The organism is Vibrio sp. Isolate23 (assembly GCF_022398095.1).
Taxonomy (GTDB): domain Bacteria; phylum Pseudomonadota; class Gammaproteobacteria; order Enterobacterales; family Vibrionaceae; genus Vibrio; species Vibrio coralliilyticus_A.
The window spans coordinates 58,921-84,449 of record NZ_JAKEUV010000008.1 but is presented as its reverse complement, the minus strand read 5'-3'; the positions used below and the strand labels follow the sequence as shown (position 1 = coordinate 84,449).

Annotated in this window: 24 protein-coding genes; 6 read left to right on the top strand and 18 right to left on the bottom strand. The window is 45.0% G+C overall.

Annotated features, from left to right (window positions below):
* Positions 1 to 3: 3 nt before the first annotated feature.
* From rlmH to leuS, 5 genes are all read right to left on the bottom strand, one after another.
* Positions 4 to 474, bottom strand: coding sequence for a 23S rRNA (pseudouridine(1915)-N(3))-methyltransferase RlmH (gene rlmH, locus L1D31_RS17540; protein ID WP_239838352.1), 471 nt, complete (start codon positions 472 to 474; stop codon positions 4 to 6).
* Positions 475 to 478: 4 nt separating this feature from the next.
* On the bottom strand, positions 479 to 796 hold the full coding sequence (gene rsfS, locus L1D31_RS17535) for a ribosome silencing factor (protein ID WP_239838351.1): 318 nt from the start codon (positions 794 to 796) through the stop codon (positions 479 to 481).
* A gap of 60 nt (positions 797 to 856) precedes the next feature.
* On the bottom strand, positions 857 to 1,870 hold the full coding sequence (gene holA, locus L1D31_RS17530; protein ID WP_239838350.1) for a DNA polymerase III subunit delta: 1,014 nt from the start codon (positions 1,868 to 1,870) through the stop codon (positions 857 to 859).
* A gap of 8 nt (positions 1,871 to 1,878) precedes the next feature.
* Positions 1,879 to 2,511: an LPS assembly lipoprotein LptE gene (gene lptE, locus L1D31_RS17525; protein ID WP_239838349.1), complete on the bottom strand. Its 633-nt coding sequence runs from the start codon at positions 2,509 to 2,511 to the stop codon at positions 1,879 to 1,881.
* A gap of 134 nt (positions 2,512 to 2,645) precedes the next feature.
* Positions 2,646 to 5,219, bottom strand: a complete 2,574-nt coding sequence (gene leuS / locus L1D31_RS17520; protein WP_239838348.1) for a leucine--tRNA ligase — start codon at positions 5,217 to 5,219, stop codon at positions 2,646 to 2,648.
* Positions 5,220 to 5,358: 139 nt separating this feature from the next.
* On the opposite strand from leuS, the gene L1D31_RS17515 reads away from it, so the two are divergent.
* Positions 5,359 to 5,829: a zinc ribbon-containing protein gene (locus L1D31_RS17515; RefSeq protein ID WP_239838347.1), complete on the top strand. Its 471-nt coding sequence runs from the start codon at positions 5,359 to 5,361 to the stop codon at positions 5,827 to 5,829.
* Between the two features lie 89 nt (positions 5,830 to 5,918).
* Here the strand turns inward: L1D31_RS17515 and lnt are convergent, their stop codons facing one another.
* From lnt to miaB, 5 genes are all read right to left on the bottom strand, one after another.
* A complete protein-coding gene (lnt, locus tag L1D31_RS17510; RefSeq protein WP_239838346.1) occupies positions 5,919 to 7,427 on the bottom strand; it encodes an apolipoprotein N-acyltransferase in 1,509 nt (502 codons plus the stop codon).
* 39 nt (positions 7,428 to 7,466) lie between these two features.
* Positions 7,467 to 8,366, bottom strand: coding sequence for a CNNM family magnesium/cobalt transport protein CorC (gene corC / locus L1D31_RS17505; protein ID WP_239838345.1), 900 nt, complete (start codon positions 8,364 to 8,366; stop codon positions 7,467 to 7,469).
* Positions 8,367 to 8,465: 99 nt separating this feature from the next.
* Entirely contained in the window at positions 8,466 to 8,936 is a 471-nt protein-coding gene (ybeY, locus tag L1D31_RS17500; RefSeq protein WP_239838344.1) for an rRNA maturation RNase YbeY, read from the bottom strand.
* Positions 8,933 to 10,030: a PhoH family protein gene (locus L1D31_RS17495; protein ID WP_239838343.1), complete on the bottom strand. Its 1,098-nt coding sequence runs from the start codon at positions 10,028 to 10,030 to the stop codon at positions 8,933 to 8,935. Before L1D31_RS17495 ends, ybeY begins: the two co-directional genes overlap by 4 nt.
* Positions 10,031 to 10,149: 119 nt before the next feature.
* On the bottom strand, positions 10,150 to 11,574 hold the full coding sequence (gene miaB / locus L1D31_RS17490) for a tRNA (N6-isopentenyl adenosine(37)-C2)-methylthiotransferase MiaB (RefSeq protein WP_239838342.1): 1,425 nt from the start codon (positions 11,572 to 11,574) through the stop codon (positions 10,150 to 10,152).
* Between the two features lie 289 nt (positions 11,575 to 11,863).
* On the opposite strand from miaB, the gene L1D31_RS17485 reads away from it, so the two are divergent.
* The gene (locus L1D31_RS17485; RefSeq protein WP_239838341.1) at positions 11,864 to 13,018 is read left to right on the top strand and encodes a 2-octaprenyl-3-methyl-6-methoxy-1,4-benzoquinol hydroxylase; all 1,155 of its coding nucleotides are present in this window, start codon (positions 11,864 to 11,866) and stop codon (positions 13,016 to 13,018) included.
* Positions 13,019 to 13,084: 66 nt separating this feature from the next.
* Here L1D31_RS17485 and crr read toward each other — a convergent pair whose 3' ends face one another.
* The 5 genes from crr to cysZ form a co-directional block, all read right to left on the bottom strand.
* A complete protein-coding gene (gene crr, locus L1D31_RS17480) occupies positions 13,085 to 13,594 on the bottom strand; it encodes a PTS glucose transporter subunit IIA (RefSeq protein WP_239838340.1) in 510 nt (169 codons plus the stop codon).
* A 105-nt stretch (positions 13,595 to 13,699) separates the two neighbouring features.
* Entirely contained in the window at positions 13,700 to 15,424 is a 1,725-nt protein-coding gene (gene ptsI, locus L1D31_RS17475) for a phosphoenolpyruvate-protein phosphotransferase PtsI (RefSeq protein ID WP_239838339.1), read from the bottom strand.
* A gap of 139 nt (positions 15,425 to 15,563) precedes the next feature.
* Complete coding sequence (locus tag L1D31_RS17470) at positions 15,564 to 15,821, bottom strand: HPr family phosphocarrier protein (RefSeq protein ID WP_006957371.1); 258 nt, start codon at positions 15,819 to 15,821, stop codon at positions 15,564 to 15,566.
* Positions 15,822 to 16,121: 300 nt separating this feature from the next.
* Positions 16,122 to 17,090, bottom strand: coding sequence for a cysteine synthase A (cysK, locus tag L1D31_RS17465; RefSeq protein ID WP_239838338.1), 969 nt, complete (start codon positions 17,088 to 17,090; stop codon positions 16,122 to 16,124).
* 195 nt (positions 17,091 to 17,285) lie between these two features.
* A complete protein-coding gene (cysZ, locus tag L1D31_RS17460; RefSeq protein WP_239838337.1) occupies positions 17,286 to 18,023 on the bottom strand; it encodes a sulfate transporter CysZ in 738 nt (245 codons plus the stop codon).
* Between the two features lie 209 nt (positions 18,024 to 18,232).
* Between cysZ and zipA the strand changes: the two genes are divergently transcribed.
* Together zipA and ligA are read left to right on the top strand one after the other, a co-directional pair.
* Positions 18,233 to 19,129, top strand: coding sequence for a cell division protein ZipA (zipA, locus tag L1D31_RS17455; RefSeq protein WP_239838336.1), 897 nt, complete (start codon positions 18,233 to 18,235; stop codon positions 19,127 to 19,129).
* A 156-nt stretch (positions 19,130 to 19,285) separates the two neighbouring features.
* Positions 19,286 to 21,295 carry an NAD-dependent DNA ligase LigA gene (ligA, locus tag L1D31_RS17450; protein WP_239838335.1) on the top strand — a complete coding sequence of 670 codons (2,010 nt, stop codon included), beginning with the start codon at positions 19,286 to 19,288 and terminating at the stop codon, positions 21,293 to 21,295.
* Between the two features lie 98 nt (positions 21,296 to 21,393).
* Here the strand turns inward: ligA and fldA are convergent, their stop codons facing one another.
* The 3 genes from fldA to L1D31_RS17435 form a co-directional block, all read right to left on the bottom strand.
* Positions 21,394 to 21,927 (bottom strand): flavodoxin FldA, encoded by a 534-nt coding sequence (gene fldA, locus L1D31_RS17445; protein WP_239838334.1) that lies wholly within the window; start codon positions 21,925 to 21,927, stop codon positions 21,394 to 21,396.
* A gap of 45 nt (positions 21,928 to 21,972) precedes the next feature.
* Positions 21,973 to 22,194 (bottom strand): DUF2788 domain-containing protein, encoded by a 222-nt coding sequence (locus L1D31_RS17440; RefSeq protein WP_239838333.1) that lies wholly within the window; start codon positions 22,192 to 22,194, stop codon positions 21,973 to 21,975.
* A 94-nt stretch (positions 22,195 to 22,288) separates the two neighbouring features.
* Positions 22,289 to 23,053 (bottom strand): alpha/beta fold hydrolase, encoded by a 765-nt coding sequence (locus tag L1D31_RS17435; protein ID WP_239838332.1) that lies wholly within the window; start codon positions 23,051 to 23,053, stop codon positions 22,289 to 22,291.
* A gap of 141 nt (positions 23,054 to 23,194) precedes the next feature.
* Here L1D31_RS17435 and seqA point away from each other — a divergent pair, with 141 nt between their 5' ends.
* Both seqA and pgm read left to right on the top strand, forming a co-directional pair.
* Entirely contained in the window at positions 23,195 to 23,737 is a 543-nt protein-coding gene (seqA, locus tag L1D31_RS17430) for a replication initiation negative regulator SeqA (protein ID WP_239838331.1), read from the top strand.
* Positions 23,738 to 23,827: 90 nt separating this feature from the next.
* Positions 23,828 to 25,474 carry a phosphoglucomutase (alpha-D-glucose-1,6-bisphosphate-dependent) gene (gene pgm, locus L1D31_RS17425; RefSeq protein ID WP_239838330.1) on the top strand — a complete coding sequence of 549 codons (1,647 nt, stop codon included), beginning with the start codon at positions 23,828 to 23,830 and terminating at the stop codon, positions 25,472 to 25,474.
* The last annotated feature ends 55 nt before the right edge of the window (positions 25,475 to 25,529 follow it).

The window sequence follows — 25,529 nt, the reverse complement described above, 5'->3', positions numbered from 1 at the left end:
TGATTATTCTCGGTGGTATGGGTGGTTTGCAGTAATGCTCCAAGCTCGATACAGACTTTCTGCCATAACGATGCGAACCAGAGGATGTGGTAACGTTAAAGCGGATAGTGACCAACTTTGGTCAGCCACTGCTTTACAGGCTGGAGCCAGTCCTTCCGGACCACCGATTAAAACCGAAACATCACGACCATCAAGTTTCCAGTTCTCTAGCTGCTGAGCCAATTGTGGGGTATCCCACTTTTTGCCAGGAATATCTAGGGTAACAATTCGATTACCTTTTGGCACTGCAGCCAGCATAGCCTCGCCTTCTTTTTGCAAAATTCTTGCAATGTCGGCATTTTTTCCTCGTTTCCCGGCTGGAATTTCAACAAGCTCTAGTGGCATGTCATGAGGAAATCGGCGCTTGTATTCTTGGAAGCCTTCTTCCACCCACTTGGGCATTTTAGTGCCGACAGCGATCAACTGAAGCTTCATTAATTTAGCTCCAGAGTTTCTCTAGTTGATAAAGCTCACGTTGCTCTTCCTGCATAACATGAAGAATTGTTGTTCCCATGTCCAATACGACCCATTCACCTTCATCTTCGCCGTCAATGCCTAGAGGAACTATCCCAGCAAGCTTAGATTCTTTTGCCACATGTTCAGCAATTGACGCTACGTGACGTTTTGAAGTGCCTGTGCAGATTATCATGTAGTCCGTGATACTGGACTTGCCTTGAACATCAAGAGTTTTAATATCTTGTGCTTTCATATCATCGGCTTTATCTACTAGAAAATCGTTCAGTTCTTCAAGTTGCAAGGTTATCTCCTCATTATTTATTTTAGGCGCAAATCAAAGCGGCGTAGTATATCACGCTTTTTACAGCTTCACTTGCGGCAAGCACATCTCAGTACTTAACTGGTGTAATAGTGGCCAGCTGGAAGCGTCATATTGAGTTTTAGAAATTATTTCCGCTTTGGCAATTAACTGAATCAACTGGGATAGCTTGGCTTGAGTTAGCCGATTCAACGCCGCTGAGTACAGTGGTTTTTTGGATTGCCAAACTCTAAAGCGCTCAAAAACTTGCCCGATTGATTGAGACTTAAGGGCTTGTTGCATCGCCAAGAGTTGCGTGAGTTCTTTTTGGATAGTTCTGATTAAAATAACAGCTTCAGTACCCTCTGCTTCTAATTGACGAAGTACGCGCTGAGCACGGTTTGCTTTACCTGCGAGTAAAGCATCAGCCCAGTGGAAGGCAGTGAAATGATTGTGTCGGCTTAGAGATTCTTCCAACCGAATTAGGTTTAACTGACCATCTGGGTAGAGTAGAGCCAGTTTCTCTAAGCTTTGAGTTAAAGCGAATAAATTGCCTTCATGCCACTGAGCCAACATCTGAACTGCTTCAGCATCTGGGTTTAGGTTCAGTGCTCTGCAGCGTGACTGAACAAACTGGGGCAGACGGTTGAGGTCTGGGGTGAGGCAGTTTACCCAACAGCCGCGAGAGGACAGGGCTTTAAACCATTTAGCATTTTCCTGAGCTTTAGTGAGTTTAGTGCCAATCACGACTAATATGATGTCGTTGTGTAACATCTCTGAAATGCCTACTAGCTCTTTGGCAATCGCCGCGTTTACCCCCGATTCAGGAAGTTCTAGCTCAATCAATTGACGTGATGAAAACAGGCTTAATGCTTGGCAACTGGCATACACTAAGTTCCAATCAAAGCTATTGTCTACTGCGAACCGGTGTCGTTCTTCAAAGCCCTGAGTGTAAGCGGCTTTTTGAATGGACTGACGCGATTCTTGTAGTAGCAGAGGTTCATTACCAAATACAAGATAAGCTGGGTGGAGCTGCTTATTCAATTGCTCCACCAGTCGATCAGCGAAGATTCGCATTGGGTGCTCTACTGAAGGTTAGAGTTGTTGTCAGAAGGCGTTGCGAACTCATCTGAAAAGTAGGTCCTTACGCGGTATTGCTCTTCATCGGCCTTTAACTGAATGTCCTGTTCTTCCATTTCAAGCTCATTGGCTTCTATATCAGCTTTTAATCGTGCCATCTGACGAATAATTTGCGATGCGGCCAGTTTGCGCATTTCGTCTTCAATCATATCTCGTTCCACTGACTTTGCCAGAGCGGTGAGTGGGTTATCCAAGTAGCTGCGAGTAACGCTGGTAGAAAAGGTTTTTTCACCCAACTCTGGAATGGTTACACGGTAAGAAGCACGAAATGTTAGTTCTTTCTCGGCTGCACGCGTGTTTTGGTAAAGCGATAAAGTGCGCTCACCAACGCCTTCACTGATTAAATGGAGGTTGGGAATATTATCTGCTGGTGGAACGACTTCAATTTCACTCATGCGCAACTGACCTTTCATCATTCGAGTAAAGTTGCTGTATTGGTCATAACTAGTTAGCGACATGGTCTCAAGTTCATCTGGGATAGAGTAATCACCACGAAGGTGGAAACCACAGGCAGAAAGTAGGCTCGCAGTAAGAACAACACTGGCTAGCTTTAAAGTAGATATTGAAAATAGGCGCATTAGTGGATGTTTCTCGATTATTGGGATATTTATCTCAGGCTACTCATTGAATACACTGAGGTAAATAAAGCAGGGTACTATAATGAATACCCTGCTTAAGACTTACTTATTTGCGATTAGTTCGCAACACTTTCTTAGTTCGCAACAATGTTAAGAAGCTTACCTGGTACGTAGATAACTTTACGTACGGTTTTGCCTTCAGTGAACTTAGTCACGTTCTCATCGTTTAGACCAAGCGCTTCGATATCTTCTTTAGAGATGTCCGCTGGTACTGTTAGTTTCGCACGTAGCTTACCGTTAACCTGAACGATGATTAGCTTCTCGTCTTCAACCAGTGCTTTTTCATCAAAAGTTGGCCATGCTGCGTTGTCGATATCTTCTTGACCCAGAGCTGCCCACATTTCGAATGAGATGTGCGGAGTGATTGGGTAAAGCATTACAACAACAGCTTGTAGTGCTTCATCAAGGATGGCGCGATCTTGAGCTGATTCTTGAGGCGCTTTCGCTAGCTTGTTCATAAGTTCCATGATAGCTGCGATTGCTGTGTTGAACGTTTGACGACGAGCGATATCGTCAGTCACTTTGGCGATAGTTTTGTGTATGTCACGACGAAGTGCTTTCTGGTCGCTAGACAGTACAGATGTATCAACCGCTTCTGCAGCGCCTTTCGAAGCGTGCTCGTTAACGAGTTTCCAAACACGTTTCAGGAAACGGTTAGCACCTTCAACGCCAGACTCTTGCCACTCAAGTGTCATGTCTGCAGGAGACGCGAACATCATGAATAGACGTACTGTATCAGCACCGTACTTGTCTACCATCTCTTGTGGGTCGATACCGTTGTTCTTCGACTTAGACATTTTGATCATGCCCGAGTGTGTTACGTCACGACCTTCGCTGTCTTTAGCAGAAGTGATACGACCTTTACCGTCACGCTCTACAGCAACGTCAGTTGGAGCAACCCACTCTTTACCGCCTTTGTCGTTCTCGTGGTAGAACGCATCCGCTAGAACCATGCCTTGACACAGTAGTTGCTTAAACGGTTCGTCAGACGTTACGTAACCTGCATCACGTAGAAGCTTGTGGAAGAAGCGTGAGTACAGTAGGTGCATACAAGCGTGCTCGATACCACCGATGTACTGGTCTACTGGTAGCCAGTAGTTTGCTTTCTCTGGATTTAGGATGTCGTCAGCTTGTGGTGAACAGTAACGTGCGTAGTACCAGGAAGATTCCATGAAGGTATCGAACGTATCTGTTTCACGTAGAGCAGGTTCGCCGTTAAAGGTAGTCTTTGCCCACTCTTTGTCGGCTTTGATTGGGCTTGTTACGCCATCCATTACCACGTCTTCAGGAAGAATCACTGGTAGTTGGTCAGCTGGTACTGGGTGAACTTCACCATCTTCAGTGGTTACCATTGGGATTGGTGCGCCCCAGTAACGTTGACGAGATACACCCCAGTCACGTAGACGGAAGTTTACAGTCTTAGTACCTTTGCCTTCTGCTTCTAGCTTCGCCGCGATTGCATCGAATGCTGCTTGGAAATCAAGGTCATCGAACTCACCTGAATCGAATAGTACGCCTTTCTCAGTGTACGCTTCTTCAGAGATATTTAGCTCGCTGTCATCAGCAGGCTTGATCACAGGGATGATGTCTAGGCCGTATTTAGTCGCGAACTCAAAATCACGTTGGTCGTGTGCAGGTACTGCCATTACAGCACCAGTACCGTAGTCCATCAGTACGAAGTTAGCCACGTAAACTGGTACTTCACGACCGTTTAATGGGTGAATAGCAGTAAGGCCAGTTGCCATACCTTTCTTCTCCATTGTCGCAAGCTCAGCTTCCGCTACTTTGTTGTTCTTACACTCTTCGATAAATGCAGCAAGCTCAGGGTTGTTCTCAGCTGCGATTGCCGCTAGAGGGTGACCTGCTGCGATACCTACGTAAGTCACACCCATTAGTGTGTCTGGACGCGTTGTGTAAACTTCTAGATCTTGCTGACCCTTAACTTCAAACTTGAGTTCCACACCTTCAGAGCGACCGATCCAGTTACGCTGCATGGTCTTAACCATTTCAGGCCAACCTTCAAGTTTGTCTAGGTCGTCAAGCAGTTCTTGAGCGTACTCTGTGATCTTGATGAACCACTGAGGAATTTCTTTTTGCTCGACTGGAGTATCACAGCGCCAGCAGCAGCCGTCTTCAACCTGCTCGTTAGCAAGTACGGTTTGGTCGTTTGGACACCAGTTAACTGATGAAGTCTTCTTGTAAACTAGGCCTTTATTGTAGAGCTTAGTGAAGAATTCTTGTTCCCAACGGTAGTACTCAGGTGTACATGTTGCGAATTCACGGTTCCAGTCGTAACCAAAGCCAAGAAGCTTAAGCTGGTTTTTCATGTATTCGATGTTTTCGTACGTCCAAGGTGCGGGAGCTGTGTTGTTCTTAACAGCAGCGTTTTCCGCAGGTAGACCAAATGCATCCCAACCGATTGGCTGCATGACGTTTTTGCCTTGTAGGCGCTGGAAACGAGAGACTACATCACCGATAGTATAGTTACGCACGTGACCCATGTGCAGTCGACCACTTGGATAAGGGAACATAGAGAGACAGTAGAATTTTTCTTTGTTTGGGTCTTCACTTACAACAAAGGTTTTGTTGTCATCCCAGTGCTTTTGAACTTTTCGTTCAATATCTTGCGGGTTATATTGCTCTTGCATCGATGATATCCGGTTATCTTGGAAATTGTGAGTTCAGTTCGAACAGACATAAATAGATCGTCATAGAATACCTAAAGGAGAGGAGCACAACAATAGTCTACGGAGCTCAATTCTTCTGAGCGGTTAGAAGGAGGTTACTATGCCAAAACGTAAAGCAGGTTATGAGGAAATGTTTGATGATGTGGTGGAAGCACTCAAACACAGTCCCGATGAGGTCAAGCACGTTTTTGAAACCTCAGAAAAGGTGGTAGAAGCGGCCAATGATTTGACCAAGGATGAGCTGGCACTGGTGTCCGCCTACGTGAAATCAGATTTAAAGGAATTTGCGGATAGCTATGAAGAGTCTAAGAGCGGACCTTTTTATCTGATGGTCGCCGATTCTATTTGGCAAGGGTTATTGGAAATCACAGATCGTACTAAAGTTGAGTGGGTGGAGTTATTTGCTGATCTTGAGCATCAAGGACTTTATCAGGCTGGTGAAGTGATTGGTCTTGGCGTTCTAGTGTGTGACGATTGTGGGCATAAAACTCAATATAACCACCCGACGGTCATCATTCCTTGTACCAAATGTGGCAGCAAAGCATTTAGTCGCCAAGCTTTAAAACCCTAAGTCAGTGCTTAACAAAGCTATATGAGTGGAATGGCTTATCGAATGGATTAAGGGCTGGTCAATATGACCAGCCCTTAACGTTTTCTTGTTTAATCTTTCAATCGCCAACCTATTATTAAACTGAGCATTACCCAGATATACAAAGGCCAAGTACCAAATACTCGGTAGGGTGTCTGACCACTTGTCGAGATAACCTCTGTACGCAGTACCTCAGTATTGAATTGGGGGACTTGTGCTGTGATTCTACCTTTGTAGTCGGTCACTGCGGTCACTCCGTTGTTTGTTGAACGAATGACAGGTTTACCCAATTCAAGTGCTCTCATTCGAGCGATTTCCATGTGCTGCAGAGGACCGATTGATCTACCGAACCATGCATCATTAGATAAGGTTAAAATAAAGTCAGTATCCTCAGTGACATTTTCACGCACCTGTTCATTGAAAATAATCTCGTAACAGAGGGCGGGAGCCATCTGTTTGCCATTAGCATCTATATTTGGTTGGATGAAGTCTCCACGACTGAAAGAAGACATAGGTAAATTAAACAGCGGTGCTAATGGTCTGAGGATATCTTCAAAAGGTACAAACTCACCAAAAGGCAACAGGTGGTGCTTATGGTAGCGCTCAGTCATATCAAAGCTGTAGTCACCGTAAGGAGTTTGACCAACAGTGAGAATACTGTTGTAAAACTGGCGGTCTTCTCCTTGGTTCACCACTCCTGTAATAACGGCACTGTTATTCATTCTGGCTGCTGAATCTAAGTTGCTCAGGTACGAAGAAATTTCGAACTCAAAAGCCGGAATAGCCGCTTCTGGCCAGATGATGATATCTGCGTCCCAGTTTTCACGAGTGAGATCCGTATATTTCATAATGGTTGGCCAGCGTTCCTGAGGCAACCATTTTTTCGCTTGATCTACATTGCCTTGTATCAGTGCGATCTTAGTAGTGCTATCTGGATTGAGGGTGACCCAGTTTGCCGACTTTAGTCCGTAACCAGTCGCAAAAATGACTGCAGGGATAAGTAGATGTAGCCATTGTTTGTGATGAGCAGCATACACGATGCTACCAGCACTAATGACTAAGAGTATTGTTAGTAGTTCTACACCACCAATAGGAGCAAAGTTGGCTAATGGGCTGTCAATTTGACTGTAACCAAGCCAAAGCCATGGAAACCCTGTCATAACCCAGCCGCGCAGCCAGTCACAGATTAACCAAATCGCTGGGGCTGCGAGAAGAAATCGTGTTCGATTCGATTTGGGGAAAAATCGGTTCAGGCTCCAAGTAAACAGCCCTGAATAAAGTGACAGGTAGCCAATCAGGAGTGCCATTAAGAAAACGCTGGCTATCTTAGGCATGCCACCAAAGTTATCAATACTGATATGAACCCAACTGATACCGGTGGCAAATTGGCCGATTCCCCAAGCATAACCGACCCAAAGAGCACGCTTAGGTGATTGGTTATGAATTAAAGCTAATAATATTACAGGGCTTAGCAAGGCCAATGGCCACAATTGGTAAGGAGCAAAAGCCAAAGTGGTGAGAGCGCCAACAAAAACGGCCGCAAGCGGCCGTTTTAGGCGATGAAAAAGTGTTTTTATCATCGTAATACTTCTGAATACCCCAACTTGGGGAAATTAGCGTTACTCTTCAGCTGGTTCCGGAAGAGGCTCTTCATCAGGTATTGTCACTTGAAGTTGCAACACCCGGCGGTTATCCGCAGAGGTAACTTTAAAGCTATAGTTTTCGATCTCCACCACTTCACCACGTGAAGGGAGGTGGCCGAACGCTGTCATTACCATGCCGCCAACGGTATCCACTTCTTCATCACTGAAGGAGGTATGAAAGGTTTCGTTAAACTCTTCAATGGTTGTCAGGGCTTTTACTGCGTAGGTGTGTTTGCTGAGTTTACGGATATCGAGCTCTTCTTCATCATCGAACTCATCTTCGATGTCTCCAACGATTTCTTCGAGAATATCTTCGATAGTCACAAGACCAGAAACACCACCGAACTCATCTACGACAATCGACATGTGATAACGTTCCTCACGGAACTCTTTTAGTAGACGATCTACTCGTTTACTTTCAGGAACAACGACCGCAGGGCGAATCACTTGCTCAATATCAAATGGAGCGCTGTCTGAGCCTAAATATTTAAGTAAGTCCTTCGCTAACAGGATGCCTTCAACATGGTCTTTGTCTTCACTGATGACAGGGTAGCGCGAGTGTTGCGCATCAGTAATCAGGTTAACCAGAGCGTCTAAGTCGTCGCTACGATCAACGGTAACCATTTGAGAGCGTGGGATCATAATATCGCGCACGCGCATTTCTGCGATTTCCATAACGCCTTCAAGCATGTCTCGGGTGTCATGGTCTATCAGGTCATTTTCTTCTGAGTCGCGGAATACTTCCACAAGCTCCTGGCGATCTTTAGGTTCGCCTTGAAATAGTTGACCTAGGCGTCCGAAGAAGGACTTTCTACTCGGACCTTCAGATTTTTCTTTTTTACCTTCTAGAGAAGAGGGCGAATTGTCTTCGTTCATTGTTTCTCAATTAAGTAACGCTATCAGAAGTGTGATAGCTCACGTTGAGGATCTGAGAGAGGTAAATATGAACTCTCAAACCCTCACATGCGAGTGACCCTAAGGTGACTCTTTTTCAGCTATGTATGGGTCTTCAAACCCCATATCTAGCATGATTTCTGTTTCGAGGGACTCCATCTCTTCGGCTTCGTCATCCTCAATATGATCATAACCTAGCAGATGCAGGCTACCATGTACAACCATATGCGCCCAGTGTGCCATTAAGCGCTTAGATTGCTGAGCAGCTTCTTGCTCCACCACTTGTTTACAGATGATAAGATCACCCAGTAAGTCCATCTCAATACCCGGAGGGGCTTCAAATGGAAAAGACAACACATTGGTTGGCTTATCTTTACCACGATAATCATGGTTTAACTGGTGGCTTTCTTGCTCATCGACAATACGAACAGTGACTTCGGCTTGAGGCTGAAACTTTGCCACAGCAGAACTTAACCAGAGATGAACATCTTCAAAGCTTGGTAGGCCTTTTTCATCTTCGACTGCTAATTGAAGATCTAGTTCGATGCTCATGAAGGTTTCGTCTCCGGAGTGACAGTAGGCTGAGCCGTTGGCGCTTCCTGAAGTTTTGCTTCACGCTCTTCACGACGTCGCTTCTCATACTCTTTACGCTCTTTCTGATCTTGCGCTTCCCACTTCTCATAGGCATTGACGATACGTGCAACCACTGGGTGTCGAACGACATCGTCAGATTGGAAGAAATTAAAGCTTATTTCATCCACCTCGTTAAGCACTTCAATGGCGTGGCGAAGCCCGGATTTTGCTCCACGTGGCAAGTCGATTTGAGTGACGTCACCCGTAATGACTGCGCGTGAATTAAAACCGATACGAGTCAGGAACATCTTCATCTGTTCAACAGTAGTGTTCTGACTTTCATCGAGAATAATGAAAGCATCATTCAACGTACGACCGCGCATATAAGCCAGTGGCGCTACTTCAATGACATTGCGTTCAATCAACTTCTCGACTTTTTCAAAGCCGAGCATTTCGAATAGCGCATCATAGAGTGGGCGTAGATACGGATCGACTTTTTGGCTTAAGTCACCAGGGAGAAAACCCAGTTTTTCACCCGCTTCAACAGCAGGACGTGTTAGCAGAATACGACGAATCTCTTGACGCTCTAGAGCATCTACGGCTGCCGCAACCGCAAGATATGTCTTACCTGTACCGGCTGGGCCAATACCGAAAGAGATGTCATGCGTGACCATATTGACCAGATACTGAGCCTGGTTTGGTGTACGCGGTTTTATCACGCCTTTTTTGGTCTTGATAAAGACCTCTTTCCCATGCTCGATGTTAGATTCGGTATCTTGCTCGAGAACGCCAGTTTCTTTGATCGCCAGATGGATTTCTTCTGGCTCAATATCTGGAATATTACCGCGTACAGGTGCGGTGTTGACGTAAAGTGTTTTGATGATTTCAAGAGCAGCAGCAGCGGTATGAGGTTTACCTACAATGGTAAAGAAATTGCCTCGGTAGCTGATCTCAACACCTAAACGGCGTTCTAAGTGCTTGATATTGTCATCGAAAGGACCGCAAAGGCTAGCAAGGCGGCGGTTGTCTGAAGGTTCTAGATCGATCTCTAGAGTCACAATTTTATTGCTCAAAGTTGCCTCTCATTGTTTGTCACTCTAAAAAAGCCCGATTTAGACCGGGCTTTTAGTGACTTTATCTACCTTTCTCTAAGATGGTATCAGAGTCGGGTAAATTCAAGCTAATTTCAAACTTAAGGCGTAAAGGTTGCTACACCTAGCTCATCTTCGCGTTTGGTTTTCGCCATCATTTGAGTTGGAGAAATGACAGTTCGCAGATCCATGTCTTTCTCGGTGCGAACAATTTCACCACGCAGTGAGTTAGCAAAAACATCGGTAATTTTGACATCGACAAATTGCCCAATTAGGTCTGCGTTGCCTTCAAAGTTAACCACGCGGTTATTCTCTGTACGTGCTCGCAGCTCCATTAGGTTCTTTTTCGAAGGCCCTTCAACAAGAACGCGCTGCTCAGTACCTAGCATTAGACGAGAGTAACGCATTGCTTGTGCGTTGACGGTTTGTTGTAGCTCGTAAAGACGCTCTTTCTTGGCTTGCTCTGAAAGATCGCATGGGTAATCAGCTGCTGGTGTACCCGGGCGAGGAGAGAAGATAAAGCTAAAGCTCATGTCGAAATCGACGTCTTTGATGAGCTTCATCGTCGCTTGGTGATCCATGTCGGTTTCACCAGGGAAGCCAACAATAAAGTCCGAACTGATTTGGATATCTGGGCGTGCTTTACGAAGCTTGCGAATGATCGACTTGTATTCAATCGCGGTGTGTGGACGCTTCATCATGGTTAGAATGCGGTCACTACCACTTTGTACTGGTAGGTGCAGGAAGCTCACCAGCTCTGGTGTATCTTCGTAGACGGCGATGATGTCGTCAGTGAACTCTAGTGGGTGACTAGTCGTGAAGCGAATACGATCGATGCCATCAATAGAGGCAACAAGACGTAGCAACTCTGCGAAAGAGCAAATATCGCCTTCATGTGTTGGGCCACGGTATGCGTTTACGTTCTGACCTAATAGGTTTACTTCACGTACGCCTTGATCAGCAAGCTGCGCGATTTCGAAGAGTACATCATCCATTGGGCGACTGACTTCTTCACCACGCGTGTAGGGTACAACACAATAGGTACAGTACTTAGAGCAGCCTTCCATGATAGATACAAACGCTGTTGCACCTTCGGCTTTTGGCTCTGGTAAGCGGTCAAACTTTTCTATTTCAGGAAAAGAAATGTCCATGACGGGCGCTTCGTTGCTTTGCGATTGTTTGATCATTTCTGGCAAACGGTGCAAGGTCTGAGGGCCAAAGATCACGTCAACGTATGGAGCACGCTCGCGAATGTGATCGCCTTCTTGAGTGGCGACACAGCCACCCACACCGATGACTACGCCTTCTTTTTTGTCTTTCAGGGTTTTCCAACGACCTAGCTGGTGGAATACCTTCTCTTGCGCTTTTTCGCGGATAGAACAGGTATTCAGTAGTAGTACGTCTGCTTCTTCTGGTTCTTCTGTTAGCTCATAGCCGTTTGCCGCATTCAGTAGATCAGCCATCTTAGATGAATCGTATTCGTTCATCTGGCAGCCCCAGGTTTTAATTAGCAGTTTTTTACTCATGTTGTTCGCTCGATCGTTAGTTTAAATTAAGGGAGCAAATCGCCCAGTGTAACCATGCCAGCCACTCTTTAGCTTCAAGGTGGCTGACGATATTTTAGCCGCCCTCTCGGCGGTAAGCGGCGTATTGTACTGCTTTAAAAACTCACTGACTAGTGCTGTCACACATTCAGTTAAATCCTATGTTATGTAAGGGGTTTGACCTTATCTGTGCTGAGGTTTTTCGTTACATTTTGATAATGAAAAAGTACAATGAAAAACAGCCTGATAATCAACGAATAAAGTACAAGTTATGACCAGATATGATGTAGCCATCATCGGTGGAGGTATGGTTGGCGCTGCGATAGCTGTCGGTTTTGCAAAACAAGGACGACAAGTTGTTGTAGTTGAAGGCCGTGCTCCCCAGCCATTTGAACCTGAACAGCCGATGGATATCAGAGTATCTGCAATCTCGGAGCATTCTGTATCGATATTAGAAGAACTGGGTGCATGGCAGGCAATAGTACAGATGCGAGTATGTCCTTATCGTAGGCTGGAGACTTGGGAGCATCCGGAATGCAGAACCCGTTTTCATGCTGATGCGCTAAATATGGATCGACTTGGCTACATTGTCGAAAACCGCCTGATTCAGTTAGGGCTGTGGGGGGAATTTGAACGTTACTCTAATATTACGCTTTGCTGCCCAGACCGATTGGAGCATATTGAGTTTGGTCAACCTTGCTCTATTAGCTTAAATTCCGGTCTGTCTTTTCAGGCTGACTTAATTGTGGGGGCTGATGGAGCAAATTCTCAGGTCAGAACTCTGGCTGGGATTGGCGTGACGGCATGGGATTATCGTCAACATTGTATGTTGATCAATGTTGAGACAGAATTTCCACAGCAAGACATTACCTGGCAGCAATTTACACCATCAGGACCGCGTTCGTTTCTTCCGTTATGCGGTAATCAGGGTTCATTGGTCTGGTATGATTCTCCTCAGCGAATAAAACAGCTGTGCTCTATGACTAATGAGCAGCTAAGGCAAGAGGTTCTGAGTCATTTTCCTGCCGAATTAGGCGATATTAAAGTGCTCCAAGCTGGCTCATTTCCTCTAACTCGAAGACATGCTCAGTCCTATTCAGCCCTTGGTTGCGTGCTTGCTGGTGATTCCGCGCATACAATAAACCCGCTAGCAGGGCAGGGGGTGAATATTGGCTTTAAAGATGTTGAAGCGTTACTTGAAGTGACGGAAGGAAAAACACATTTTTCGCAGGAAGTGCTCAAGCTCTACGAACGTAAACGTCGCCCTGACAACCTGCTTATGCAATCGGGCATGGACTTTTTCTATAAGAGTTTTAGTAACGATCTGGCTCCACTGAAATTTGTCCGCAACGCCGCACTGAAAGTGGCTGAGAATGCTGGGCCGTTAAAAAGTCAGGTATTGAAGTATGCGTTGGGGCTAAAATAATCTAAGAGAAAGGCAATAAAAAACGCAGCTGAAGAGCTGCGTTTTTTGTGTTTGGCTAAGTGGTTATTACTTAGTTACACGTAAAACAGGTGTTTCACCAACAGATACTGAACCAGACAGTTTGTTCAACTCTTTGATTTCGTCCATGTTAGAGATAACAACAGGAGTCAGAGTTGATTTTGCTTTTTCTTCAAGAAGTGCAAGATCAAACTCAATGATAGTGTCACCAGCTTTAACAGACTGACCTTCTTCAGCAATACGCTTGAAGCCTTCGCCTTTTAGTTCAACCGTGTCGATACCGAAGTGAACGAATAGCTCTACACCGTCATCAGACTCAATTGAGAATGCATGGTTAGTTTCGAAGATCTTACCGATTGTACCGTTTACAGGAGCTACCATTTTGCTGCCAGCTGGTTTGATAGCAATACCGTCACCAACGATTTTCTCAGCAAAAACGACATCTGGCACATCTTCGATGTTTACGATTTCACCAGAAAGAGGCGCGATGATTTCAATTGCACCTGCGTCAGCGCTGTCGTCAGATACTAGCTTCTTAAGTTTGTCAAACAGACCCATTGTGTCATGCTCCTAACGTTTTATTTAATTCTGTCGAATTATAGTATACCAATCTCACAAGATAGACGACTATTTTTAGCCGCCTATCTTATTGGTATCAGTTAATTATTGAGTTTTCTCTGCGATGAATTTTTCTACAACCGCTTCAATTTCAGCCGCTGTTGGTAGAGAAAGTGCTTCTTCAGCCATTGCTTTTACTTCTGCGAAGTTAGAGTTACGGATAACTTTCTTCACTTTAGGGATAGAGATGCCGCTCATAGAGAACTCATCAAGTCCCATGCCCAGAAGTAGGAGCGTGGCACGTTCATCTCCTGCTAGCTCGCCACACATACCTGTCCACTTACCTTCAGCGTGAGAAGCGTCAATCACTTGCTTGATGACTGTCAGCACTGCTGGTGATAGAGGATTGTACAAGTGAGAAATCATCTCGTTACCACGGTCTACAGCTAGTGTGTACTGAGTAAGGTCGTTGGTACCGATAGAGAAGAATGCGACTTCTTTCGCTAGGTGGTGCGCGATTGCTGCAGCTGCTGGTGTTTCAACCATGACGCCGATTTCGATGTTCTCATCGAAGGCATGACCTTCAGCGCGGAGTTCTGCTTTGTACTCTTCGATGGCTGTCTTAAGCTCACGAATTTCTTCAACAGAGATGATCATAGGGAACATGATACGCAGTTTACCGTGTGCAGATGCACGCAGAATACCGCGTAGCTGGTCACGTAGAATTTCACGGCGATCCAAGCTGATACGTACAGCACGCCAGCCTAGAAACGGGTTCATTTCTTGTGGCAGGTCCATATATGGGAGATCTTTGTCACCGCCGATATCCATAGTACGGATTATCACCGCTTGACCATTCATAGCTTCTGCAACATCTTTGTATGCTTGGTACTGCTCTTCTTCCGTTGGTAGTGCGTCACGATCCATAAATAGGAATTCAGTGCGGTACAGGCCTACACCTTCACCACCATTGCGAATGATACCGTCACAGTCTTTAACGGTACCAATGTTACCGCATACTTCTACGCTGTGACCGTCAGTCGTTTCTGCATGGAGGTCTTTCAGTTTTGCTAGCTCTTCTTTTTCGGCAATGAATGCGGCTTTAACCGCTTTCGCTTCTGCTAGCTCAGCTTCAGATGGGTTGATAACGACTTTGTTGTTCATTGCGTCAAGAATCAACATGTCGCCGTTCTTAACTTGCTTAGTGATATCGTTAGTACCAACGATAGCAGGAAGTTCTAGTGAACGAGCCATGATTGAAGTGTGAGAAGTACGACCGCCGATGTCACAAGCAAAACCAAGTACGTAATCAAGGTTGATTTGTGCTGTTTCAGATGGTGTTAGGTCGTAAGCGACTAGGATCACTTCCTCATCAATGTCGCTGAGCGAAACAATGTTAATGCCCAGTGCATTTTTCACAAAGCGCGTGCCGATATCACGGATATCTGTTGCACGTTCTTTTAAGTATTCGTCGTCTAGAGACTCAAGAGCGGTTGCCTGTTCTTCGATAACTGTGTGGATCGCGTTATCAGCATGCATCTTGTCATTTTTGATCAGTGCTAGGATTTCTTCTTCTAGCTCTTCGTCTTCAAGAAGCATGATATGACCTTCGAAGATCGCTTCTTTCTCTTCACCGAAAGTTTCAAGCGCTTTTTGCTTGATGGTTTCAAGCTGAGCTGCTGATTTGTTACGCGCGTCAAAGAAACGTGCCACTTCAGCGTCGACTTGAGCGTCAGTAATCGAGTTAGTGTTTAGGACAATTTCATCTTCTTGAAGGAGTAGTGCTTTACCAATAGCAATACCTGGAGATGCTAGGATGCCTGAAATCATAGCCTTACCTTAAGTTGGTCAACTTTTAAAACGGGAGAAAATATGAGTGTGCTAACGATAATGTGTAGCTTATATCTTGGCCTATTTCCAACAAAGCCATTTTGCTTTCACAAAATGGCTTTAGAAATAGGAGACCGGATTAGTGTAGTTGATCCATTAGAGCAACTAGGTGGTCAACAGCTTGTTGAGCTTGAGGGCCCTCAGCTGAGATAGTAACTTGCGTACCTTTTACAAGGCCAAGAGTTTGCAGTTTGAATAGGCTCTTTGCGCTAGCGCTTTTACCGTTAGAAGTCACAGTGATGTCCGCATCAAAGCCTTTCGCTTCTTTAACGAACTGTGCAGCTGGACGAGTGTGAAGACCGTTTTCTGCAGTGATTTCTACTTGCTTCTCGTACATGTTATATACCCCAATTGATTTATATTTTGATAGTTTCTTAATCAGAATCAGCTTAACCCTTAACTCTGTAATGTGCCAAATACACACTATTCATTTCGTGTCATAACCGATACTGATTGCAAGTTTTCCGGTTATGATTCCAATCTGTGCTGGATATCATAACTGGCGTTAATTCTTACTTAGCTTTTATTTTGAAGCTAAAAATAAAACTGACCTGATTATTACCAAAGGTGAGGCAAGGATCAACAAAAAAGCCCCTGAAAGGGGCTTTTTTAGATGAAAAATTGATTTCGCTACGTATTATTGTTGGTTCTCTTTCTCGGTAAAGATACCAGCAAACAACGCAGAACTGAGGTAACGTTCACCGGAGCTTGGTAGAACGGTTACGATGGTTTTTCCTTCAAATTCAGGTAGTTCTGATAGTCTGTTCGCGGCTACAACGGCTGCGCCTGAAGAGATTCCAGCAAGAATTCCTTCCTCTTCCATTAGGCGGCGAGCCATTTCGATCGCTTCTTCAGAAGTGACGGACTCAACGCGGTCTAAAAGTTCTAAATCGAGGTTGCCTGGGATGAAGCCTGCACCAATACCTTGGATTTTGTGTGGTGCTGGTTGAATCTCTTCCCCTGCTAGCGCTTGTGCAATCACTGGAGACTCAGCTGGCTCTACTGCCACAGAAACAATGTTCTTGCCTTTCTCTTCTTTGATATATCGGCTTGTGCCTGTGATGGTACCACCCGTACCAACACCAGCAACGAAGACATCAATTTCACCATCAGTGGCTTCCCAAATTTCAGGGCCTGTGGTTTTTTCGTGGATTTGTGGGTTCGCTGGGTTGTTGAACTGTTGTAATAGTAGGTATTTGTCAGGGTTGCTTGCCACAATCTCTTCTGCTTTCGCGATTGCGCCTTTCATTCCTTTTGCTGCTTCTGTGAGCTCAAGGTTTGCACCTAATGCTTTAAGAAGCTTACGACGCTCAAGACTCATAGATTCTGGCATTGTCAGAGTAAGCTTGTAACCACGAGCGGCGGCAACGAAAGCCAGAGCAATACCTGTGTTACCACTGGTTGGCTCTACAAGCTCTACTCCCGGTTTTAGGGTACCTTCTTTTTCCGCTTCCCAGATCATGTTTGCGCCAATACGACATTTAACACTAAAGCTTGGGTTACGAGCTTCAACTTTTGCCAGTACTTTACCTTTACTGACTTTATTTAGACGTACTAGAGGAGTATTACCGATGGTAAGAGAGTTATCTTCGTAGATTTTGCTCATGTCGTGATCCTTCATCTGTTAAAAGCTTATCGACCATAGTATGAGGGCAATAGGCTGGTAATTTATTTGCTTAATATTAGAGTGCGTGGATAGAAGAGTAGGCTAGCTGAAAATAGTAGAGAAGGATTAAAAAGTTATAACTTATTAGAATGGGATGAAGTGCATGTTATTCAGCTAACATGCACTATTTACCTGTTAACGCTTGAACTCTGATACCCAAATCGCTGTCGCGCCACAAACAGCAACAGGCATAACAATCAGGTTTAAAATTGGGATTGTGGTAAAGATGGCGACTAAAGCGCCGAAGCTGTACGCCTTACCTTGTTTTTGTTTCAAACTGTTACGCATCTCATTAAACGGGACCTTATGGTTATCAAACGGATAATCACAGTATTGAATGGCAAGCATCCACGCTGTGAACCCAAACCAAAGAACTGGGCCTAGTGTTTGTCCTAAGGCGGGAATCAGCAATAAAATAAACAGACCGATAGCCTTTGGTAGAACATAAAGCAGTTTTCTCCATTCTCTGGCTAGAATTCTTGGGGTGTCTTTAACCACTGCCAATACGCCATCTTCATTGACCTTACTTCCTGTTAGGTATTCTTCCACTTTTTCTGCCAGTAACCCATTAAATGGGGCCGCGACAAAATTTGCTAATGTGCTAAAGAAATAAGAAAACGTCGCTAAAATTGTCACGACCAATAAAGGCCACAGCACATAGCTTAACCAAGAAAGAAACTCAGGTAGTTGTCCCATGAGCTGTTCAATCCAGATATCTAAATGAGAAAATAGGTAAAAAAGTGCCCCCCCAACAAGCAGAATATTGGCTAATAAAGGCAGTAGCACAAATTGACGAATACCGGGTTTGATCGCAAGCTCAAGGCCATAGAAGAAATAACCAAAACCGGAACGTTGATGTATTTTTGAATTCATAAGCACTGACTGAGTTATGGTGTAAAAACGAACGTATTTTATCTTAACAAGAAAAAAGCGTGTTCAAAATCACAACATTGCGTGAACTTCTCACATTAAGTTGTTCTAAAACAGGGGAGAGTTTTGGTAGAGTTAGTTATAGAAAGGTTTAACCAGATTCGATAAGTTGGTTTACGGGCTAGGTATATCGAATAATTTGAGAGCGAAAAATGCAGGAATTGCGATTTGTACTCATAATCGTCGGAGCTTTAGCAATAGCAGCGCTACTGTTTCACGGTTTATGGACAAGCAAAAAAGAAGGAAAAGCCAAGTTTGGCAGTAAGCCACTTCGCAAGTTAGACGTCGATAAAGAAGATGATTCTGAGCTCATGCCTGAGCGTGCGTTCGCGCCTGAGGATGATTTTGAAATTATTCGCAAAGAACGTAAAGAGCCGGATTTCACTGAAGGCAATATTACTGCAGATCCGCTGATTGATGGTTATTCCGAGGTTGAGCCTCCACAAACCGTAGCAGAGCAGAACATTGTCAACGAACCTGAACTCGATATGCCTTCTATTTCGACTCAAGTTCCGGATGAGGTTGAGCCCTCTATCGAGCCAGTGGCAGCCGTCGATGACATTAGCACTGAGGTCGTTGAAGCGAATGACGAAGAGCTGATCGCCTCAGAAACCGAAGAAGAACCCGAGATGCAGGTTATTGTTCTTAATGTCCACTGCGCGGGCTCTGAGCCATTTGTGGGTACAAAATTGTTCGATAGTATGCAGCAGAATGGTTTACTTTACGGTGAAATGGATATTTTCCATCGCCATGCAGATTTGTCGGGTACAGGTAAGGTTTTGTTTAGTGTGGCGAATATGATGCAACCAGGTACGCTTGAGCATACCGATCCGGCAGAATTTACCACTCAGGGTATTTCGTTCTTTATGACATTACCTTGTTATGGAGACCCTGAGCAGAACTTCAAACTGATGTTGAAAACCGCGCAACAGGTCGCGGATGACTTGGGAGCGAATGTTTTGGATGATGCTCGTAACCTGATGACGCCGAATCGTCTGGATGCGTATCGAGCTCAAATTCAGGATTTTAAAGCGGCGAAAAGCGCGTAATTCGCCAAGAACCTTATAAAGGCTCCGAATCCGGAGCCTTTATTTTTTGAGTATGGTTTGGTTAATAAGCCAGTAAAGCCTACTCATCCCCCTGTAAATCCTTTGCTGATATCTCGATGATATTGGTGATTAGAATGTTTAAGTACAGAGTTAGTTATGTCACAAGAGATTCAAGAAAAACTCAATCAGTTACGTGAAACCCTTCATTACCACGGTGTGAAGTACTACGTTGAAGACAACCCTGAGGTTCCTGATGCGGAATATGACCGCTTGATGCGAGAACTGTTAGCACTTGAAGCGGAACACCCTGAGCTGATCACTCTTGACTCTCCAAGCCAGCGTGTCGGAGGTCAGCCGCTTAGTGGTTTCGAATCGGTAGCGCATGAGATTCCGATGTTATCTTTGGATAATGCATTTGATGATAGTGAACTGGACAGTTTCTATAAACGCATGACAGTGCGTGCTCCCTCAGCTGATTTCAGTGCTTTTTGTTGCGAGCCGAAACTGGATGGCCTTGCGGTGAGCTTGTTGTATGAGAATGGAGTCTTAGTTCGGGCTGCCACTCGAGGTGATGGGGCTACGGGAGAAAATATTACCGAAAATGTACGCACCATCAAATCCATTCCTCTTAAACTTAGTGGTCAGGGTTGGCCGCAACGTATTGAAGTTCGCGGTGAAGTCTTTATGCCAAAGGCAGGTTTCGACAAGCTCAATCAACAGGCACTTAAAAAGGGCGAGAAAGTGTTTGTCAATCCACGTAATGCCGCTGCAGGCAGTCTGCGTCAGTTGGACTCCCGTATCACGGCGACTCGACCATTGAGCTTTTATGCGTACAGCGTTGGTGTGGTAGAAGGTGCCACATTGTCAAAGAGCCATTATGAGCGATTTTTGCAGTTAAAAGGTTGGGGAATGCCAATGTGTCCTGAGACTCGTCGAGTCTCCAATCTTGATGAAGTCAAAGCGTATTACCACGATATTTTAACGCGTCGAGATGCTCTTTCTTACGAGATTGATGGCGTGGTGATTAAAGTGGACGATATTGTACTGCAGGAACAACTGGGGTTTGTTGCGAGAGCTCCTCGATGGGCGATTGCCTACAAGTTTCCTGCACAAGAAGAGATTACCTTGCTTAATGGCGTTGAGTTTCAGGTAGGCCGAACAGGGGCGATTACTCCAGTGGCCAAGCTTGAACCGGTTTTTGTTGGTGGGGTTACTGTCAGCAACGCGACGTTGCACAATGCCGATGAGATTGAACGTTTGGGCGTCAAAGTGGGAGATAGTGTGATTGTCCGCCGTGCGGGGGACGTTATTCCACAAATCGTTTCAGTGATCAAAGAACGTAGGCCCGAATCTGCAAAAAATATTGTCTTTCCTGAGCAGTGTCCGGTGTGTAGCTCGGATATTGAACGTGTTGAAGGCGAAGCGGTGGCTAGATGCTCTGGAGGTCTGGTTTGTCAGGCGCAACGTAAAGAAGCACTCAAACATTTTGTCTCGCGTAAAGCTTTGGATGTTGATGGCTTAGGGGACAAGGTTATTGAACAATTGGTCGATCGTGAGATGGTCGAGACTCCGGCTGATTTGTTTAAACTGTCTGCTGGGGTAATAACGGTCCTAGATCGTATGGGCCCTAAATCAGCACAAAATATAGTGGATGCGCTCAATAAAGCGAAATCAACAACCTTACTGCGCTTTCTGTACTCTCTTGGTATTCGAGAGGTTGGTGAGGCGACCGCAGCGAATTTAGCTCAACATTTTAAAACCCTAGATGCGGTTAAAACGGCCACTCATGAGCAGCTAATTGAGGTGTCCGATATAGGAAATATTGTTGCTAGTCATGTGATTGCTTTCTTTGGTCAAGAGAAAAATCAACAAGTGATCGATGATCTCATCGAACAAGGCATAGTGTGGCCGGCAATCGAAGAGAAAAGCCAAGATATCCCTCAACCTTTAGCTGGGAAGACGGTGGTACTGACGGGATCGTTGTCTCAACTTTCTCGCAATGAAGCAAAAGCAGCCTTACAGGAATTAGGCGCAAAGGTGACCGGTAGTGTCAGTAAGAAAACGGATATCTTATTTGCTGGCGAAAATGCCGGTTCTAAACTGGCGAAGGCTCAAGAACTAGGGATAGAAATCAAAACAGAACAAGATCTCATCGATTTGATTTAAATTCGTTTTGCCTACAAAAAAATACCCTCAAACATACATGCTTGAGGGTATTTTCAATCCATCAAAGATGCTCTAAAGAGAACTTTCAAAGAACTTGGTTAGCCTTCTAACTCAGCTAAGCACATTTCTTCGTGAATTTGTTTACACCAGTTAGTTACGCGTTCATCAGTAAGTTCAGGCTGGCGATCTTCGTCAATGCATAGACCAACAAACTGGCTGTCATCACCTTCGACGAGTCCTTTAGAGGCTTCGAATTCGTAACCTTCCGTCGATGTGTAGCCTAGGATAGTTCCGCCTTTAGCTTCGACAATGTCACGCACAGTGCCCATCGCATCACAGAAGTACTCAGCGTAATCTTCTTGGTCACCACAGCCAAAGATAGCAACAAGCTTGGTAGAGAAGTCAATTTGCTCTAGCTCTGGGAAAAAATCATCCCAGTCACATTGCGCTTCACCATAGTACCAAGTTGGAATGCCGAGTAGCAGAAGATCGAAGTTATCGATATCCTCTTTGCTACTTTTCGCGATATCTTGAACGTGAATCAGTTGTTTACCTAGTTGCTTTTGAATCATCTTTGCAACAGCTTCAGTGTTACCTGTGTCGCTACCAAAGAAGATGCCTACACTTGCCATAGATTCGTTACCTTTACTAATTTCTGTTGTGGGTTCCGGTTGATATCAGCCGATACCGCCACCTTCCCAGCTAATCTGAATAATGCCTTTGGCGATAAATCCAGCACAACCAAGGAATAGGACTAACCATACAATGCGACGACCAAAAGGAGGAACATTCCCAGCCTTTAACACGTCTTTAATCGCCATACCAATCAGGAAAAAGATAGACGCGAAAAGAAGATCGAGACCAATGGACTCGAGCATGTTCATATAGTCGTAGAGCATGGGATCCCTTTATGCCAAATTACTTGCGCCGAACTATACCACTGTTAAAAGATAAAGTTAACGGGCTGGGCGCAACTGACCTCTCATTCTGTTTTTAAGCGATAAATTTGCGTATCGCACGCAAAACTTCTTGGGGTTTTTCTGCGTGTAACCAGTGACCAGTATTAGCAATAACATGCGCTTTTACGTTGGCGAATTGCTTTTGCACTTCACTTTGATGCTCAGTGGTGAGGTAGTCTGAGTCTCCACCTTTCACCATCAGAGTGGGAGTGGTGATTTTATCTATTGGATTCCAACCTAAAATCTGTGCGTAATTGTCCCAAAGGCTAGCAACATTGAAACGCCATTCTAAATGCTCACCTTTATTGTATAGCGACTTGCCAAGAAACTGCCTGACGCCTTCAATCTCTATGTGCTGAGCGAGAATATCGAGAGCTTGCTTACGTGAAGTTGGTTTCTGTTCCAGTACAGCTTTTAGGCCCGCAAAAACATTGTCGTGTCGACGTTGGCTGTAAGCAACCGGCGCCATATCTAAAACCAACAGCTTTTCAACTTGAGTTTGAGCAAGCTCTGCTAATTTCATTGCCACTTTACCGCCCATCGAGTGACCAATCAGTATGTAGCGTTCAAGCTCAAGGTGCTGCAGCGTATTTAATACATCTTCAGCCATCAACTCATAATTGTGTTGAGGGGATTGAAAAGACAAACCATGATTGCGCAGATCAATGCTGACCACCTGAAAATCTTGGCGTAAATCACGAGCGAGTAGACCCAGGTTATCTAGGTTGCCAAATAAGCCGTGGATCAAAACTATGGTGTGACCCTCACCTTCGATTTTATAGTTGAGCAGTTGTGACATTTTATTCTATTCGTGACTGGTTTAACGTAGCGCCTCATTCGGCCATGGATCTGCTTCAGTTAGCAAATCTGGAACTCGCATATTGAGGGGACTTGGGTATATAATCCCACAGAGTTTAAACATAGAGATTGTGAAAAGCGAATGAAAACAATTGAGGTTGATGAGGATCTATACCGTTACATCGCAGGTCAAACCCAACACATCGGTGAAAGTGCATCAGACATTTTACGTCGCCTTCTCGCGGTTGATGAGCAGAATCAAGCATCAGCACCAGTCGTGCAAGCCGCACAACCTAAAGGAATTGTGGTGAGTCGTGATGCTGCAAAAGAAGAGAAAGTAGATAGCGTAAAAGCAATGCGCTCATTGCTGATTTCTGATGAGTTTGCTGGTCTGAAAAAGGCCATTGATCGATTCATGCTGGTATTGTCGACTCTGAACCGCATTGACCCGCAGGGATTTTCAGAAGCAACTCAAGTCAAAGGTCGTAAGCGCGTGTATTTTGCTAATAATGAGCAAACGTTGCTAGAGAGCGGTAACACGACAAAACCAAAAGCGATTCCTGGCTCGCCTTTCTGGGTGATTACTAACAACAACACCAGTCGCAAGCGCCAAATGGTTGATCAGTTGATGGCGAGAATGAACTTCCCCGCTGATTTAATTGAGAAGGTCACGAACTCAATTTAAGAATTCTGATTTAAACCTCATAATGTTCAAATAGCTCTGAGTATTATGAGGTTTTTTTGTTTCTGATAATTTTTAAGAAAGGATGTCAAAATGGCTATGCACCCACGCGCGGGACAAAAAGCCCAACAGCAGGACCTGCATAATATTCCTGCACTTGTCGCGAACTATTTCCTACTTCAACCTGACTCTGCTAATCCACAACACAAGGTTGAATTCGGTACTTCTGGACACCGCGGTACTGCGGACAAATCTACCTTCAACGAAAATCATATCTTGGCGATCGCCCAAGCGATAGCCGAAGTGCGTGCTGAGAAAAAAACGACTGGGCCTCTATTTGTAGGCAAAGATACGCATGCTTTGTCAGAGCCTGCTTTTTCCAGTGTTGTTGAAGTATTGATTGCAAACGGAGTTCAAGTCGTTGTTCAGCAAGACAATGGTTACACGCCGACGCCAGGGGTGTCACACGCGATTTTGACTCATAACCTTAAACATCAAGATAGAGCTGATGGCATTGTCATCACGCCATCACACAACCCGCCGCAAGATGGTGGTATCAAGTACAACCCAACGCACGGTGGTCCGGCAGAAGGTGAGCTCACTCAGGCGATCCAAGATCGAGCTAATATGCTGATTGCTGAAGGCTTACAAGGTGTGAAGCGTATGCCGCTAGCTGAGGCAAAAGCATCAGCACTTTTCACAGAGAAAGACTTAGTTAAACCATACGTTGACGATCTGGTAAATGTGATTGATATGGAGGCCATCCAAAAAGCAAACCTCAAGATCGGGGTTGACCCGCTTGGCGGCAGTGGGATCGACTACTGGCGACAAATTGCCGCGGCGTATAACTTGGATCTTACTCTAGTCAGTGAAGCTATCGATCCTTCTTTCCAGTTTATGTCTTTGGATAAAGACGGTGTAGTTCGCATGGATTGTTCGTCACCTTACGCTATGGCTGGATTACTGGCGCTAAAAGACGAGTATGATTTAGCTTTTGGTAATGATCCCGATTACGACCGCCATGGTATCGTGACGCCTAAAGGCTTGATGAACCCGAACCACTTCTTAGCTGTGTGCATTGATTACCTGTATCGCCATCGCCAAGATTGGGGAAGTGAAGTTGCAGTGGGTAAAACGCTAGTTTCTAGTGCATTGATTGATCGTGTGGTCGCAGATTTAGGTCGTGAGCTGTGTGAAGTACCAGTTGGTTTCAAGTGGTTCGTTGATGGTTTATATCAAGGACAGTTCGGCTTTGGTGGTGAAGAAAGTGCAGGAGCTTCGTTCTTGCGTAAAGATGGTACTCCATGGTCAACAGACAAAGACGGTATTATCTTGTGTTTGCTAGCTGCTGAAATCACAGCGGTAACGGGCAAGAATCCACAAGAATATTATGAAGAGTTGGCAGCTAAGCATGGTGAGTCTCAATATAATCGCATTCAAGCAGTAGCAAGTGGGCCTCAAAAAGAGGTGTTGAAAAAGCTGTCTGCAGAAATGGTCAAAGCAGAGACGCTAGCGGGGGATAAGATTACCGCTCGTTTAACTCATGCTCCTGGTAACGGCGCTGCGATTGGTGGCCTTAAAGTAACAACTGATAATGGTTGGTTTGCGGCGCGCCCATCAGGAACAGAAGATATTTATAAGATTTACTGTGAAAGCTTTAAAGGTGCAGAGCATTTAAAGCACATTGAATCCGAAGCGCAAGAGATCGTGAACAAAGTGTTTGCCGACGCAGGCCTGTAAATTAAATACTTAAGCTAAAGAAAGGTTGACCTAGTGTCAGCCTTTTCTTTTTTAG